The sequence below is a fragment of the Stenotrophomonas sp. AB1(2024) genome, from assembly GCF_037482345.1.
Classification (GTDB): domain Bacteria; phylum Pseudomonadota; class Gammaproteobacteria; order Xanthomonadales; family Xanthomonadaceae; genus Stenotrophomonas.
In genome coordinates, this window is sequence record NZ_JBBHKO020000001.1 from 2071410 (window position 1) to 2086283 (window position 14874).

General features: G+C 68.6%; 12 protein-coding genes. 7 read left to right on the plus strand and 5 right to left on the minus strand.

Translation table 11 applies throughout. The features are described from left to right. The first annotated feature begins 22 nt into the window (after positions 1 to 22). Entirely contained in the window at positions 23 to 802 is a 780-nt protein-coding gene (locus tag WIX41_RS09545) for a M48 family metallopeptidase (RefSeq protein ID WP_339446947.1), read from the plus strand. 242 nt (positions 803 to 1044) lie between these two features. After that, positions 1045 to 1566, plus strand: coding sequence for a hypothetical protein (locus WIX41_RS09550; RefSeq protein WP_339446949.1), 522 nt, complete (start codon positions 1045 to 1047; stop codon positions 1564 to 1566). Between the two features lie 33 nt (positions 1567 to 1599). On the opposite strand, the gene WIX41_RS09555 is transcribed toward WIX41_RS09550, so the two are convergent. Next, positions 1600 to 2478, minus strand: a complete 879-nt coding sequence (locus WIX41_RS09555; RefSeq protein ID WP_339446951.1) for a methylglyoxal synthase — start codon at positions 2476 to 2478, stop codon at positions 1600 to 1602. 189 nt (positions 2479 to 2667) lie between these two features. On the opposite strand from WIX41_RS09555, the gene WIX41_RS09560 reads away from it, so the two are divergent. After that, positions 2668 to 2940: a hypothetical protein gene (locus WIX41_RS09560; protein WP_339446953.1), complete on the plus strand. Its 273-nt coding sequence runs from the start codon at positions 2668 to 2670 to the stop codon at positions 2938 to 2940. Between the two features lie 57 nt (positions 2941 to 2997). Here the strand turns inward: WIX41_RS09560 and WIX41_RS09565 are convergent, their stop codons facing one another. The 3 genes from WIX41_RS09565 to WIX41_RS09575 all read right to left on the minus strand — a co-directional run bounded on the left by WIX41_RS09565 (position 2998) and on the right by WIX41_RS09575 (position 9514). Next, the gene (locus WIX41_RS09565; RefSeq protein WP_339446955.1) at positions 2998 to 4443 is read right to left on the minus strand and encodes an FAD-dependent oxidoreductase; all 1446 of its coding nucleotides are present in this window, start codon (positions 4441 to 4443) and stop codon (positions 2998 to 3000) included. A gap of 88 nt (positions 4444 to 4531) precedes the next feature. Beyond that, positions 4532 to 8986: a glutamate synthase large subunit gene (gene gltB / locus WIX41_RS09570; RefSeq protein WP_339446957.1), complete on the minus strand. Its 4455-nt coding sequence runs from the start codon at positions 8984 to 8986 to the stop codon at positions 4532 to 4534. 165 nt (positions 8987 to 9151) lie between these two features. Next, on the minus strand, positions 9152 to 9514 hold the full coding sequence (locus WIX41_RS09575; protein WP_409187479.1) for an I78 family peptidase inhibitor: 363 nt from the start codon (positions 9512 to 9514) through the stop codon (positions 9152 to 9154). A 185-nt stretch (positions 9515 to 9699) separates the two neighbouring features. On the opposite strand from WIX41_RS09575, the gene WIX41_RS09580 reads away from it, so the two are divergent. Continuing rightward, complete coding sequence (locus tag WIX41_RS09580) at positions 9700 to 10755, plus strand: DNA topoisomerase IB (protein ID WP_339446961.1); 1056 nt, start codon at positions 9700 to 9702, stop codon at positions 10753 to 10755. Positions 10756 to 10819: 64 nt separating this feature from the next. Here WIX41_RS09580 and WIX41_RS09585 read toward each other — a convergent pair whose 3' ends face one another. Next, positions 10820 to 11161: a hypothetical protein gene (locus WIX41_RS09585; RefSeq protein WP_339446963.1), complete on the minus strand. Its 342-nt coding sequence runs from the start codon at positions 11159 to 11161 to the stop codon at positions 10820 to 10822. 175 nt (positions 11162 to 11336) lie between these two features. Between WIX41_RS09585 and WIX41_RS09590 the strand changes: the two genes are divergently transcribed. The 3 genes from WIX41_RS09590 (at position 11337) to WIX41_RS09600 (ending at position 14805) form a co-directional block, all read left to right on the plus strand. Then, positions 11337 to 12434, plus strand: a complete 1098-nt coding sequence (locus WIX41_RS09590) for an SDR family oxidoreductase (RefSeq protein WP_409187480.1) — start codon at positions 11337 to 11339, stop codon at positions 12432 to 12434. Between the two features lie 140 nt (positions 12435 to 12574). Continuing rightward, a complete protein-coding gene (locus tag WIX41_RS09595) occupies positions 12575 to 12961 on the plus strand; it encodes a BlaI/MecI/CopY family transcriptional regulator (protein WP_339446967.1) in 387 nt (128 codons plus the stop codon). 2 nt (positions 12962 to 12963) lie between these two features. Beyond that, complete coding sequence (locus tag WIX41_RS09600) at positions 12964 to 14805, plus strand: M56 family metallopeptidase (protein ID WP_339446969.1); 1842 nt, start codon at positions 12964 to 12966, stop codon at positions 14803 to 14805. Positions 14806 to 14874: the final 69 nt, after the last annotated feature.

Below are 14874 nucleotides of genomic sequence, written 5' to 3' on the forward strand. Positions count from 1 at the left end.
CCACGAGCGCTATGCTGTCCCCATGCCCGGATTCCTCCGCCGCCTGATCTCCCCGGCCGTTGCCCCCACCCTGCAGCGCGACACCGTGCGCCTGCGGCTGGAGGATGCCGAGATCGACGTGCTGCGCGTGCGCGATCCACGCGCGCGCCGGATCAAACTGAGCGTGGATGAGCGTGGCGTGCGGCTGACCTTGCCGCCGCGCGCGAGCCTGGTGATGGGCGAACGTTTCCTGGAGCAGCACCGTGATTGGCTGTCCACGCAGCTGCGCAGTTACCAGGCGCAGAACCTGCCGCCGCCGCTGGTGATCGGCGAACCGGGGCTGCTGCCACTGCGCGGCGAGCTGTTGCCGCTGCGCTGGGACACGGGGCGCTACGCGCGCCTGGAACTGGACCCGGACGGTGCATGCATGCACCTGCCCGCGCGCGGCACCGATGCCACGGTGCGGCGCACGCTGCGCGAATTCTACGAAGCGCAGACCCGCGCCGATGTCGGCCAGTGGCTGCCGCGTTATTTGCCCAGCCTGCCACGTGCACCGGCACGGCTGCGCCTGAAGGTAATGTCATCGCAATGGGGATCGCTGGCACCGGATGGCAGCATGGCGCTGGACCTGGCTCTGGTGCTGGGGCGGCCGTCGGCGTTCGAATACGTGCTGGTGCATGAGCTCTGCCATCTGATCCAGGCCAACCATTCCGCTGCGTTCTGGGAGGAAGTGGAGCAACGCTTCCCGGCGTGGCGGGAGGAGCGGGATTATTTCCAGCTGGAAGGGCGGCGGCTTAAAGCGATGCTGCGGCAGTTGTTGTAATTCCGCACCGCCCAGGTTGGCTGGGTTGCCACGCTACCAAGCGTATCCCGGCTTTGCGGACGCACCCGGGCGCGTGGCGACGCGCTCGCTGTTCCGGCGCACGCCGTTCATGGGGCGCGGCGTGGCACTACGCGCATCCGGTCGTAGAGCCACGCCCTGCGTGGCTGCTTTCGACCTTGTTGCATGGGACGTCAATCGGGCAGGTGCGAATCTGGCGGCTTCTGCCGCCACCCGGAACACCCATGTCGACCATGGCCTCGGTTGCCTTCGATGTGCTCACCAATGTGCTTGCCGCGGCCGTGCTGGGCACGGCGGCAATGTTGCGCACGCGGGTGCCGGATGTGTCCGGGGTGTGGACGCTGACCCGTTATGCGCCGGGCTCAAACAGCCGCGCCGAGGCGGTGTACCTGGTGATGCTGTCGCAGAGCGGGGTGCGCGTGGAAGGCGTGGCCGAGTGCGTGCAGTGCCGCGATGGCGCGGGCCGGCTGCGGCTGCTGGCGGGCCACGAACGGCCGCGGGTGGAGGTCAGCGGTGGGCTGTATGGCAGTGTGTTCCATCGCAAGCGCTTCCGCCTGCTGTTCCGCGAAACCGGGCGGCGCCAGGGCAGCATCGCCACGCATGGGATGGATCGCCGTGAAAGCGAGGACCATTGGCGTGGCAGCTACATCGCCAGTGCCGATGGCAGCAGTGGCGACAGCGATTGGCGGCGTGGGCAGGGCGTGCACGGCTTCGCCGCACCCGCGCAAGCGTACCCATTACCGTGAATCAGACGATGCATTGGCCAGGTACCGTAGCGATCAGCGCGATGCCTGCGCGCGCAGCGTGGCCGCCTGTGCCCAGCGCGCGGCCACGCGCGGCGCGGTGATGCACACGGCCTGATCGGTGACGGTGGTGACGGCGCGTTCCAGCAGTTGGATGTCGGCTTCGTGCTGGCGCGCTACATGCGGATCCTCGAAGAAGATCGCACGCTGGCAGCGGCCTTCCAGCACCTGGTCGGCAATCTGCGCATCGCCGCCCATCGGGCCGCTCTGGTAACGGGTGACCCATTCCTGGTCCTTGGCCCAGCCGCGGCTCCAGGCCAGTTCATTCAGGCGCTGGCCGGTGGTGCCGGTACCGACCCGGCTGCGGAAGCGCGACAGCAGGTCGAAGTGTTCGTCGGCGAAGGCGAGCATGGCCGGCTTCATCGCATCGTGCGCGATCAGCGCCAGGGTGTGCCGTTCGAAGGCGTGCAGGTCATCGGCACCGGGATCGGCGGCCAGGCCGGCGTGCACGCGTTCCACTTCGATCCAGTCGCGCGCGGTGGCCACCGTGGAGATGAAGGGCTTGCCGTGAATCACGCACTGGCGCTTGAGCGCGGTGGCTTCGGGGAACACCGAGGACGGGTCGACCGGGTCCATCAGGTAGATCGCCCCGTCCAGCGTGCGTTCGGGCGTGCCCATGCCGACCACCTCGGCCACCAGCTTCATCAGGCCGCCTTCGCGGCCGTTCGGGTAGCGGCGCAGGGTGGGGAAGTGGGGAAGGAACCCGAGCCGCTGGATGGCGTCGTAGGTGCGGCCGACCGCATGCAGTTCCACGCCCAGTTCGCGCAGGCCACCGTCACTGGCGCTGAGCCAGCGGAACAGCGCGGCGTGCTTGTCGTGGTGGTGCAGCCGATTGGCGGCCAAGCCGATGCGCATGGAGATCATCCGAAAGACGGGGCAATAGCGACATTCTATGTCGTGTATGGCTGCGCGATATCCCCAAACGACGCCCACCGCCACAGGCCGCCTGAGGTCCTTCACACCAATTCGTAAAAGTTGCATAGCCGAAGATGGGGTCATAACCGACATTGACGGCTGTCACCCGGTCAATCAGGACAGCCCCCCATGCCCCTCTCTGCTTCCCGCAATGATCCGTCGGTGCAGGCCTTGGCCCACGACCGCAGTGCCCGCATCCGCGCGCTGGGCCGCCTGCTGCGCCATGCCGCCAGCGGTGATGCCGACCTGCTGCTGGTCGGCCTGGCACGCATGCTGGATGCACATATCGGCTGCGACCACGCCGACGACGCGGGCAATGCCCGCATCCGCGACCAGCTGGATGAGATCCAGCTGCTGATTGCGCTTGAGATCGAACGCGCTGGGGTACGGGCCGCAGCTTGAATCCGGCACTGCGTGGGCCGGCCAACGGCCGGCGCTACCCTGCCCCCGTGACCGCTGTCAGGCGGTGATCAGCTCCACGATCGCCGCTGCGGCATCGCGCCCTTCGGCCACGGCGGTCACCACCAGGTCCGCGCCACGCACGGCGTCGCCACCGGCGAACAGGCGCGGATGCGCGGTCTGGAACGGCAGCCGGCCCTTGCCACCGGCCAGGATACGGCCGTTGCTGCCAGCCTCCACGCCCTGCGCGGTCAGCCATTCCGGCGCCGTCGGCGAGAAGCCGAAGGCGATGATCACCACGTCCGCTTCCAGCAGCGATTCGCTGCCCTCAATCGGCACCGCGCTGCGCCGGCCCTGCGCATCCGGTTCGCCCAGGTGGGTTTCCACCACGGTCACGCCGATCGCTTCGTCATCGGCACCGGCCTCGATCGACAGCGGCTGGCGGTTGAACAGGAAGCGCACCCCTTCTTCGCGGGCGTTGGCCACTTCGCGTGCCGAGCCCGGCATGCTGGCTTCATCGCGGCGGTAGGCGCAGGTCACCCGCGCCGCCCCCAGCCGCACCGCGCTGCGCACGCAATCCATGCCGGTATCGCCGCCGCCCAGCACCACCACGCGCTTGCCTTCCAGGTCCGGCAGGGCAAGGGTGTCTTCCCAGCCGGCAATGGGCCGGCCGTGTGCATCGCTGCCGCTGACGATACGGCTGTTCTGCACCAGGAACGGCAGCGCCGGCAGCACGTTCTTCAGGTCCTGGCCGGGCAGCCCGCCATCGGTGTAGCGGTAGGCGCCGGTACCGACGAACACCGCGTCGTAGTCGGCCAGCAGCGTATCCAGGGTCACGTCGCGGCCGATCTCCACGCCCAGCCGGAACTGCACGCCCATGCCTTCCAGCACGTTGCGGCGGCGGCTGATCACCGACTTGTCCAGCTTGAAGCTGGGAATACCGAACTGCAGCAGCCCGCCAATCTGTTCGTAGCGGTCGTACACCACCGCCTGCACGCCGGCATGCGCCAGCCGGTCGGCGCAGGCCAGCCCGGCCGGGCCGGCACCGATCACCGCCACCCGCTTGCCGGTGGCTTCCACTGCGGCCAGGTCCGGCCGCCAGCCGGTGGCCAGGGCGGTATCGACAATGTACTTTTCCACCGCACCGATGGTGACCGCGCCGAACTCTTCCAGCGTGCAGCTGCCTTCGCACAGGCGATCCTGCGGGCACACCCGGCCGCACACTTCCGGCAACGGGTTGGTGGAATGGCACAGCGTGGCCGCTTCGTGGATGCGGTTTTCCTGCACCAGCTGCAGCCACTGCGGAATGGCGTTGTGCACCGGGCATTTCCAGCTGCAGTAAGGGTTGCCGCAGTCCAGGCAGCGACCGGCCTGGTACTGGGCATCTTCCTTGCCGAATTTGCCGTACAGCTCACCCCAGTCGCCGGAGGTGCGCAGCTCCACCGGAATGCGCTGGGGCATGGTCCGGGGCAGGTCGAGGAACTGGAAGGCGTGCTTGCGGCTCATGGCGGGCTCGGAAGGTTTGTCGGTGTTGCCGGGCAGAGCCCGGCACTACCAGGGTGCATGGGTGCGTAGTGCCGGGCTCTGCCCGGCATCAGGCGGCGCGGCGCAGTGATTCGGTCAGCGATTCAATGCTGGCGGCCTTGGGTTTGACCAGCCAGAACTTGCCCACGTAATCGCGGAACTCGTCGAGGATCTGCTGGGCCCAGATGCTGCCGGTGAGCTCGCGGTGGCGGCTGATCAGGGTGTGCAGGTGCTGGCGGTGGTTTTCGAACCCTTCGGCCGAAATGCGGTGGATGTCGATCAGTTCGTGGTTGTAGCGGTCCACGAAATCGCGGTCGATATCCAGCACATACGCCAGCCCGCCGGTGAAGCCGGCACCGAAGTTCAGCCCCACCTTGCCCAGCACCAGCACGATGCCGTCGGTCATGTATTCGCAGCAGTGGTCGCCGGCACCTTCAATGACCGCCAGCGCGCCGGAGTTGCGCACGCCGAAGCGCTCGCCGGCGCGCCCGGCGGCAAACAGCTCGCCGCCGGTGGCGCCGTACAGGCAGGTGTTGCCGATGATGGCGGTGTTGCGCGCTTCGAAACGCGCGCCACGCGGCGGGCGCACCACCAGGCGGCCGCCGGCCATGCCCTTGCCCACGTAGTCGTTGGCTTCGCCCTCGACTTCCAGCTGCAGGCCGCCGACGTTGAACGCGCCGAAACTCTGCCCGGCGGTGCCGCGGAAACGCAGGGTCAGCGGTGCATCGCTCATGCCCTGGTTGCCATGCGCGCGCGCGATGGCGCCGGACAGGCGGGTGCCGATGGAGCGGTCGGTGTTGTGGATCAGGAAGCGGTGCTCACCGCCCAGCTTGCCGGCGATGGCCGGGGCCAGCAGGCCATCCATCTGCGTGGCCAGGCTGTCGGGCGATTCGTACAGGCGCGGCGCGGCGCAGTGGCTGCCGCTGTACTGGGCCGGGTTGAGCAGGCGCGACAGGTCGACCTTGACGCCCGGGCGCGGTGCGATCTCCAGCTGCTGCAGCAGGTCGGTGCGGCCCACGATCTCGTCCAGCGAGCGTACGCCCAGGTACGACAGCCAGCCGCGCACTTCCTCGGCCAGCAGCCGGAAGAAGTTCTCCACGCGCTCGGGCAGGCCGGTGAAGTACTGCGCGCGCAGGCGTTCGTCCTGGGTGGCCACGCCGGTGGCGCAGTTGTTGAGGTGGCAGATGCGCAGGTACTTGCAGCCCAGCACGATCATCGGCGCGGTGCCGAAGCCGAAGCTGTCCGCGCCCAGCAGCGCGGCCTTGATCACGTCCAGGCCGGTCTTCAGGCCGCCGTCGGTCTGCAGCAGGGTGCGCCCGCGCAGGTCGTTGGCCACCAGGGCCTGGTGCGATTCGGCCACGCCCAGTTCCCACGGCACGCCGGCGTAGCGGATCGAGCTTACCGGGCTGGCACCGGTGCCGCCGTCGTGGCCGGACACGGTGATCAGGTCCGCACCGGCCTTGACCACGCCGGCGGCAATGGTGCCCACGCCAGCATGCGAGACCAGCTTCACCGAGACCAGCGCATCCGGGTTGACCTGCTTGAGGTCGTAGATGAGCTGGGCCAGGTCTTCGATCGAATAGATGTCGTGGTGCGGCGGCGGCGAGATCAGGCCGATGCCCGGCTTGGCATAGCGCAGCCGCGCGATCAGTTCATTGACCTTGTGCCCGGGCAGCTGCCCGCCTTCGCCCGGCTTGGCGCCCTGGGCCACCTTGATCTGCAGCACTTCGGCATTGACCAGGTATTCGGCGGTGACGCCGAACCGGCCCGAGGCCACCTGCTTGATCTTGCTGCGCTTGTGGGTGCCGTAGCGCACCGGGTCTTCGCCGCCTTCGCCGGAATTGCTGCGCCCGCCCAGCTTGTTCATGGCGATCGCCAGCGCTTCGTGCGCTTCGGGCGACAACGCACCCAGGCTGATCGCGGCGGTGTCGAAGCGGCGGAACAGGTCTTCGGCCGGGGCCACTTCGTCCAGCGGGGTCGGGGTCGGGGCCGCCTTGAGCTGCAGCAGATCGCGCAGGGTCGATACCGGCCGGCCATGCACCGCCTCGCAGTAGCGCTGCCAGTCGGCGGCATCCCCGCTGCGCGCGGCGCGCTGCAGGGTCATGACCACGTCGGGGTTGTACATGTGGTATTCGCCGCCGTGCACGTACTTGAGCACGCCGCCCACGTCCGGGCGCAGCAGATCGTTCATGGCGCGCACGGTGAGTTCGCGGGCCTCGTCGTCCAGCCGCGCGAAGCCCACGCCGGCCACGCGCGAGGGCGTTTCCGGGAAGCACAGATCCACCACTTCATCGTCCAGCCCGACGATCTCGAACAGCTGCGCGCCGCGGTAACTGGCCACGGTACAGATGCCCATCTTGGAGATGATCTTGGACAGGCCCTTGTAGATGCCCTTGCGGTAACTGCGGCCGATCTGCGACTGCTCGCCGCCCTTCTTCAGCTGCAGGATGCCGCGCCGGCCCAGGTCGAACAGGGTCTGGTAGGCCAGGTACGGGTACACCGCGGTGGCACCGAAGCCGAGCAGGCAGGCCATGTGGTGCGGGTCGCGCGCGGTGCCGGTTTCCAGGATCAGGTTGACGTCGCAGCGCAGCCCGGCGTGGGACAGGTGGTGGTGCACCGCACTGGTGGCCAGCAACGCATGCACCATCGGCCGGTCGGCCACCGGGTAACGGTCGCTGAGCAGCAGCATGACGATGCCGTCGCGTGCGGCGGCCTCGGCTTCGGTGCAGATGCGCTCGATGCCGGCCTTCAGCCCTTCGTCCAGGCTGTAGGAGAGGTCGATCAGGCGGTTGCGGTCCACGTACTGCGGCATCTTGATCAGCTGGCGCAGCTTGCGCTGGCTGAGCACCGGCGAATTGAGGATGACGTGGTTCACCGTCTCCGCGCCGGCATGGAAGATGTTGGTCTCCTTGCCGAGCTGGGTGGTGAGCGACATCACGCAGTCTTCCCGCAGCGGATCGATCGGCGGGTTGGTGACCTGCGCGAACGCCTGGCGGAAGTAATCGTAGAGTGGCCGGCTCTGCTGGCTGAGCACCGCCATCGGGGTGTCATCGCCCATTGAGCCGGTGGCTTCCTGCTCGGTCTCGGCCAGCGGGCGCAGGATCTGCTCCACCTCCTCGGTGCTGAGCTGGAACAGCTTGTGGTAGCTGCGCAGGGTGCGTTCGTCGAACGGCTCTTCGACCAGCGAAGGATCGATCAGCTCGGTCTGCAGGTAGGTCACGCCCTGCTGCAGCCACTGCTTGTACGGCGCGCGCCCGCGGTTGATGCGGTCGATGGCATCCGAATCGAGCAGGTCGCCGCGCTTGAGGTCGATGGCCATCATTTCGCCCGGGCCCAGCTTGCCCTTGCGCACCACGCGTTCGGCCGGTACTTCCCACACGCCCGCTTCGGAGGCGACCAGGAAGTGGCGGTCGGAGGTGAGCATCCAGCGCGCCGGGCGCAGCCCGTTGCGGTCCAGGGTGCAGGCGGCGTAGCGGCCGTCGCAGGCGACGATGCCGGCCGGGCCATCCCAGGGTTCGCTGTTGAGGCCGTAGAACTCGTAGAACGCGGCCAGGTCGGCGTCCTTGAACTCCAGCGACTGGGTCGCCGGCGGCACCAGGATGCGCAGCGCCTGGATCAGCTCCATGCCGGCGCTGACCATCAGCTCCAGCATGTTGTCCAGGCTCTGCGAATCCGAGCCATGCATGGAGATCACCGGATCGAACTCGCCGATGTCGAAACGCGGGGTCTTCCACACCTTGCTGCGCGCCTGCGCCCAGCGCCGGTTGCCTTCGATGGTGTTGATCTCGCCGTTGTGGGCGAGCATCCGGAACGGGTGCGCCAGCGGCCAGCGCGGCAGCGTGTTGGTGGAAAAGCGCTGGTGGAACACGATGGCGCTGGAGGCCAGGTCGTTGCGCTGCAGGTCCGGGTAGAACCGGCTCAGCTTGTCCGGCAGCACCATGCCCTTGTAGCTGATCGCATTGGGGCTGAGCGTGGTGACGTAGTAATCGGCATGTTCGCGCAGCTGCTGTTCGCTGCGGCGGCGGGCCAGGAACAGCGCCAGGGTGAAGGCGGCTTCATCCTGGCCGCTGCCGGCATCGACGAACAGCTGTTCGATGTGGGGCAGAGTGTCGCGGGCCAGCTGGCCGCACACGCTGGGATCGGTCGGCACCACGCGCCAGCCGAGCGGCTGGCAGCCGGCGTCGCGCAGTTGCCGTTCGAGGGTGTCGCGGCAGGCCTGCGCGGCTGCTTCGTCGTGCGGCAGGAACACCACGCCGGCGGCGTGGCGCGCGCCGAGGGTGATGCCGGCTTCGGCAGCAAGCGCCTGCAGGAAAGCCTCCGGGCGGCGCAGCAACAGGCCGCAGCCGTCACCGGTGACACCGTCGGCGGCAACGCCGCCGCGGTGGGTCATGCGCGAAAGCGCGGCGATGGCGGTATCGACCAGCAGCCGTGACGGCTGGTCATCAAGTTGCGCCACCATGCCAAAACCACAGGCATCGCGTTCGTCTTGCGGGTCGTAAAGCCCTTGGCGGTTGCGGGGGGCCATCTCTGCCTCAAAGTCGGGTGAGCGGCGACACTCGTCCCCGCTCAATCCGTTGAGCGCATCTGGAGGCACCGGATGCTTCGACTAGATCACAGTTGTTGCAACGCCGCAATACACGGTTGCAGGCGCAACCAAACCCCTCGAAAACCCGCTCCGCGCGTGCCCAATTCAGCCGCAGCGCAGGCCGGTGACCACGCCCTTTTCGTCGACTTCGATGTTCAGGCGCTCGCCGACAAATTCCATGGTGGTCATGTCGTCAGGTTTGAGCACGCGCAGTTGGCGCGCGCTGGCATCCTGCTGCGCCTGCGCGCCGATGCCGTCGCTGTAGGCCTGGCCGACCAGGCTCTGTACCTGGGTGGCATCGCAGTTGCCGACCGGCGGCGCCTCGGTGGCCTTGCCGATGGTATCGGCCGGAGCGGCGGCTTCTTCGGCAGCCTTCTGCGCGTGGGTACCCGCTGCTTCCTGTTCGTCCATCGGCGGGGCGTTGCAGGCGCCCAGCAACAGTAGAGTGGGGACCAGGGCGGCGGCCATGATCGTGGGGCCAAACGGGCGCCGCATGCGGCGGAAAGACAGGGACGACATCGGGACTCCGGAGTTCCAGGCGGTGAACCATGGAGCATATCGCCAAGGGCGGACGTGAGGTGTTTGTGTTCCGTTATTGACGCGGTGCCGTCACCGCGCCCACCACACTGCAGGCCCCTTCCTTGCCCGCCACCATGCCTGCACGCCTTGCCACCCCCGAAGCCACTGCTGCCCGCGATGCCGGCCTGCGTTACGTCAGCGATGAACAGCCGGGCCTGGCGCGGCGCCGCGCCGGCAAGGGCTTCAGCTACCGCGACGCCGACGGCCACGCGGTCCGCGACGCCGCCACCCTGGCGCGGATCCGTTCGCTGGCCATCCCCCCGGCTTACACCGATGTGTGGATCTGTGCCCTGGCCAACGGCCATCTGCAGGCCACCGGACGCGATGCGCGCAAGCGCAAGCAGTACCGCTACCACCCCGACTGGGCGCGGGTGCGTGGCGATGGCAAGTTCGACCGGGTGATTGCCTTCGGCGAGGCGCTGCCGGCGCTGCGTCGCCGCCTGCGCCGCGACCTCAAGCTGCCCGGGTTTCCGCAGGGCAAGGTGCTGGCGATAGTGATCGCGCTGCTGGCCGAAACGCTGGTGCGGGTGGGCAACCCGGAGTACGCCCGCGACAACCGCTCCTACGGACTCACCACGCTGCGCAACCGCCACCTGGAACTGGTCAAGGGGGCGCGCGCGCGCATGCGCTTCCGCGGCAAGTCAGGCCAGCAGCAGGAAGTGGATATCGACGACAAGCGCCTGGTCGGCCTGATCAAGGGTTGCCAGCAGCTGCCGGGTCAGGCCCTGTTCCAGTATCGCGATGACGACGGCACCCTGCAGCTGGTGGATTCGGGTCAGGTCAACGCCTACCTGCGCGATGCGATGGGGACCGATTTCAGCGCCAAGGATTTCCGCACCTGGGGTGGCACCGTGGCCGCGCTGCGCCAGTTCGCTGCCACCGCCTTGCCCGAGGCACCCAGCGAGCGTGCGCTGGCCGCGCTGCAGAAGGAGGTGGTGTGCGAGGTGGCCACGCTGCTGGGCAACACGCCGGCGGTGTGCCGCAAGGCCTATATCGATCCCAGCGTGTTCGACGGCTGGCGCGACGGCACTCTGGCCAAGCTGGCCGGGCTGCGTGGCGAGCGCCAGTGGGAGCAGGCCACGCTGAAGTTCCTGCGCGTGGCGAGAAAGAAAACCCGCAACGCCCGCTGACCCCGATCCGGTAGCGCCGACCGTTGGTCGGCCCAGGCGGTCCAACCGTGTCCGTCAGCCGCAATCAACCACAGAAAATCGCGGTGATGTTGTTGGTGCGCCCGGTCTCGATGGTCAGTCGTTCGCCACCGCTTTCCGCACCCGGGCTGGGATTGGCCGCGCCGCTGGCGGTGGCACCGCTCTCTGCACGCTGGCCGCGCAGTACGACCACCTGCAGGCTGTCGCTGTCCACGCGGGCGCGCTCCACGGTGGCGGCCGATGCGGCCAGGCCAACCGCGCCGCGCACCTTGTCCACGTGGCACTGGCCGGAAATGACGCCGTCGATGGGTTCCACCTGGGCCACCGGCGTGCTGCTGCAGGCGGTGAGGGCGGTCAATGCGGCGAATGCGAACAAGGGACGGAACATGGGAGCACTCCAGCGGGATTCTTGTACCCACGATGCCGCCGCAGGCGTATGCGGCGGATGAAGCCCTGCACGGCGTGCCCACATGGCATTCACCGTATATGACCGACAGCGCCGACACACTGCCCTTGCCTCGCCCTCCACCCGCGCCGAGGCAACCGCAACGAAGGAGTTGAGCATGGCCACGGCCAAGAAGACCCGCAAACGCAGCACCCTCGCCGCCGCCGAACCGAAGGCCACCCGCGCGCGTACCCCGGTGGTCAAGACCGCCACCCGCAAGGCCGCCGCCGCCGATCCGCGCGCTGCGCGCGTGGCCGCGCGCCAGCGCCGGCTGCAGGACCAGGAAAAGGCCAAGGACGCGCGTGCTGCAGCAAAGAAGGCCGCCACGAAGAAGGCCGCGAAGAAGGCGACCCAGGCCGGCAGCCGCAAGCAGCCGGACACCATGCCGGCCCAGCACATTGCCAAGCCGGGCAACGAACACGAACTGGATCTGGCCCCGCGCTTCCTCGCGCCAGACTATGTCGGCAGCGGCAAGCTGCAGGGCAAGCGCGCGATCATCACCGGCGGCGATTCCGGTATCGGCCGTGCGGTGGCGGTGTTGTTCGCCCGCGAAGGCGCAGACGTGGCCGTGCTGCACCTGGACGAGCAGGAAGATGCGGACATCACCCGCCAGCATGTGGAAGCCGAAGGCACCCGCTGCGTGGTGATCGCCGGTGACGTGCGCGATCCGAAATTCTGCAACAGGGCGGTCAAGCAGGTGGCCAAGGCGTTCGGCGGCATCGACATCCTGGTCAACAACGCCGCCTTCCAGCTGCACTGCGAACGGTTGGAGGATCTGGAAGACGCGCACCTGCAGGAAACCCTGCAGACCAACATCGGCGGTTACATCCAGATGGCGCGCGCGGTGCTGCCGCATCTGGAAGAAGGCGACTGCATCATCAACACCGGTTCGGAGACTGGGCTGTTCGGCAGCAAGGCGCTGATCGACTATTCCGCCACCAAGGGTGCCATCCACGCCTTCACCAAGGCACTGGCCAGCCAGCTGCTGCCACGCGGCATCCGCGTCAACGCGGTCGCGCCGGGTCCGGTCTGGACCCCGCTCAATCCGGCCGACAAGCAGGCGCCGGACGTGGCCGAGTTCGGCACGAACAGCGACATGGGCCGCGCCGCACAGCCGGAAGAGCTGTCGCCCGCGTATGTCTTCCTGGCGTCGCCGGTGACCGCCAGCTATATCAGCGGCGTGGTGCTGCCGGTGATGGGCGGACCGCACGGGTAAGTAGCCGACGCCATACGGCCAGCCGGCCAACGGCCGGCCCAGGCGGTCCCCTACCGTTCGTCGGCCCGTACTCCTCCGGCACTTGACGACACTTGTAGTCACTGGCACCGTGACGACACGTGTAGTCATCGGAGAGTGTCATGCGCGGCAAGACCATCGGGGACCAGGAACTGGCCCTGCTGCAGTATGTAGCGGAACAGAACAACGCCAGCGTGGGCGAGGTGGCGGCCGGCTTCGGCGAGGAGCGCGGGCTGGCCCGTTCCACCGTGCTGACCATGATGGAACGCCTGCGCGGCAAGGCTTACCTGCAGCGTGAGCAGGTCGAGGGCGTATTCCGCTATTCGGCTACCGGCGAACAGGACAGCGTGGTCCAGGGCGCGGTGGCCAGTTTCGTGGAGAAGACCTTGCAGGGCTCTGTGTCCCCGTTCGTGGCGTTCATGTCGCACAAGGCGGACGTGAGCGACAGCGAGCTGGCCGAACTCGAAGCGCTGGTCGCCCAGCTGCAATCCCGCAAGCGGGAGGGCTGAGCATGGATACCCAGATGATGGAGCTGTTGAACCGCCTCGGCTGGACCAGCGTGCAAAGCGCGGTGCTGGTGGCACTGGTATGGGGCGTGTGCCGGTTGCTGCCGCGCCTGCCCGCCGCCACGCGCTGCCGGCTGTGGTGGCTGGTGGCAGTGCAGGCGGTGCTCGGGCTGGTGTGGAGCAGCCCGCTGGAACTGGCGGTGCTGCCGGCGCCGGGCATCGATACCGCAGTGCTGGCCGCGCAACCGATGGTGCCGGTGCAGATGGAACTGACCGGGGCGATGGTCGAGGTGGCGCCGCCAGCCGTTACGGCATCGCTGCTGCCCGACCTGTCCTGGCAGACGGTGGTGTTCGCGTTGTGGGCCGCCGGTGTGCTGGTCATGCTGTTGCACAGCCTGCGCGCTTACCGCCAGAGCCGTGCGCTGGTGCGTAGTGCTGCACGCTGCACCGACGCCGGCCTGCAGCAGGCATTGCAGCTTGCCGCCGAAGCACATGGGCTGGCGCGCGCGCCGCAGCTGAAGATTTCGGCGCAGATCACTTCGCCGCAACTGATCGGCCCATGGAACCCGGTGCTGCTGTTGCCGGCGCGCGAGCTGCCGGCAATGGCCGCCGATGACCTGGACATGGCGCTGACCCACGAACTGGTGCACCTGCAACGCCGTGACCTGTGGTGGGGCCTGCTGCCTTCGCTTGCCCAGCACCTGCTGTTCTTCCATCCGCTGGTGCACCTGGCCGCGCGTGAGTACGCGCTGGCCCGCGAAGAAGCCTGCGACAGCGCGGTGGTTGCCGGCCACGGGCATTGCCGCCACGACTACGGCCGGCTGCTGGTGCAGCTGGGCGTGGCCCCGCGCCCGGCCGTGGGCGTGGCCAGTGCCTCGCCGAACTTCCGCAGCCTCAAGCGCCGTCTGCTGACCCTGCAGCAGACCGGCAGCTTCCCGCGCGTGGCATCGATGGCGATCACCGCGCTGTTCGTGGTGGTCGGCGTGGCGCCGATGCGGCTGGTAGCCGCAGTACCGCCGCCGCCACCGGCTCCCCCCGTGCTGGCCGCACCGGCGATCCCTGCCGTCCCCGCAGCACCGGCCGCGCCGCCTGCCGTCGCCGCCCCGGCAGCGCCTCGACCGGTGCCGGCACCGCGTCCGCCGGCGGCGCCCCGCCCCGTGGCCGCCCCAGCCGCGCTGGCAGCACCCGCGCCGCTGCCGCACCCGGACCGTGTCAGCACCACCACCATCACCCACGGCCGCCTGGACATGTCGCACCAGCCGCGCCAGGCATTCGTGCTGATGGGCGGCGGCGACAACTTCGTTGATGCTTCGGTGGCCGACCTCAAGCAGGCGCAGCGCGACGCGCAGGGCAACGATCCGGTGCTGTGGGTACGGCGCGGCAACGAGCGCTATCTGGTGCGTGATCCGGCGCTGCTGCAGTCGCTTTCCAAGGCCCAGCAGCAGGTGGCCACGCTTGGCCGGCAGCAGGGGGCGTTGGGCGAACGCATGGGCGAACTTGGCGAGCGCCAGGGGGAACTGGGCGAGCGCATTGCCGCGCTGTCCATGCGGGCCAGCCATGATGCGATGGAATCGCAGGATGCAGCGGAAATGGCCAACAACGCTGCGCGCAGGGTGCAGGGCGATGCAGCGCTGGCCGAGCGCGCCGCGCAACGCGCGAAAGCGGATGCGGCGGCGGCGGTAGACCACCGCCGTATCGCCGATCTCTCACGCCAGCAGGCCGAACTCGCCCGCCAACAGTCAGGCCTTGCGCAGCAACAGAGCGTGGCCTCGGCGCAGATCGCGCGCGAGGTGCGCAACGCGATCGACAAGGCGCTGGCCGATGGCAGCGCGCAGCGGTTGCGGTAAAACGCAGGACACCGCCGGGTAGAGCCACGCCCTGCGTGGCTGACGGGATGCCGAACGAAGCGCAGCCAC

Bases quoted from the DNA above. Each gene is read 5' to 3' on its own strand.
- WIX41_RS09590 (WP_409187480.1), top strand. From the start codon at position 11,337: ATGGCCACGGCCAAGAAGACCCGCAAACGCAGCACCCTCGCCGCCGCC.
- WIX41_RS09580 (WP_339446961.1), top strand. From the start codon at position 9,700: ATGCCTGCACGCCTTGCCACCCCCGAAGCCACTGCTGCCCGCGATGCC.
- WIX41_RS09600 (WP_339446969.1), top strand. From the start codon at position 12,964: ATGGATACCCAGATGATGGAGCTGTTGAACCGCCTCGGCTGGACCAGC.
- WIX41_RS09545 (WP_339446947.1), top strand. From the start codon at position 23: ATGCCCGGATTCCTCCGCCGCCTGATCTCCCCGGCCGTTGCCCCCACC.
- WIX41_RS09550 (WP_339446949.1), top strand. From the start codon at position 1,045: ATGTCGACCATGGCCTCGGTTGCCTTCGATGTGCTCACCAATGTGCTT.
- WIX41_RS09555 (WP_339446951.1), bottom strand. From the start codon at position 2,478: ATGCGCATCGGCTTGGCCGCCAATCGGCTGCACCACCACGACAAGCAC.
- WIX41_RS09575 (WP_409187479.1), bottom strand. From the start codon at position 9,514: ATGGCCGCCGCCCTGGTCCCCACTCTACTGTTGCTGGGCGCCTGCAAC.
- WIX41_RS09595 (WP_339446967.1), top strand. From the start codon at position 12,575: ATGCGCGGCAAGACCATCGGGGACCAGGAACTGGCCCTGCTGCAGTAT.
- WIX41_RS09585 (WP_339446963.1), bottom strand. From the start codon at position 11,161: ATGTTCCGTCCCTTGTTCGCATTCGCCGCATTGACCGCCCTCACCGCC.
- WIX41_RS09565 (WP_339446955.1), bottom strand. From the start codon at position 4,443: ATGAGCCGCAAGCACGCCTTCCAGTTCCTCGACCTGCCCCGGACCATG.
- gltB (WP_339446957.1), bottom strand. From the start codon at position 8,986: ATGGCCCCCCGCAACCGCCAAGGGCTTTACGACCCGCAAGACGAACGC.
- WIX41_RS09560 (WP_339446953.1), top strand. From the start codon at position 2,668: ATGCCCCTCTCTGCTTCCCGCAATGATCCGTCGGTGCAGGCCTTGGCC.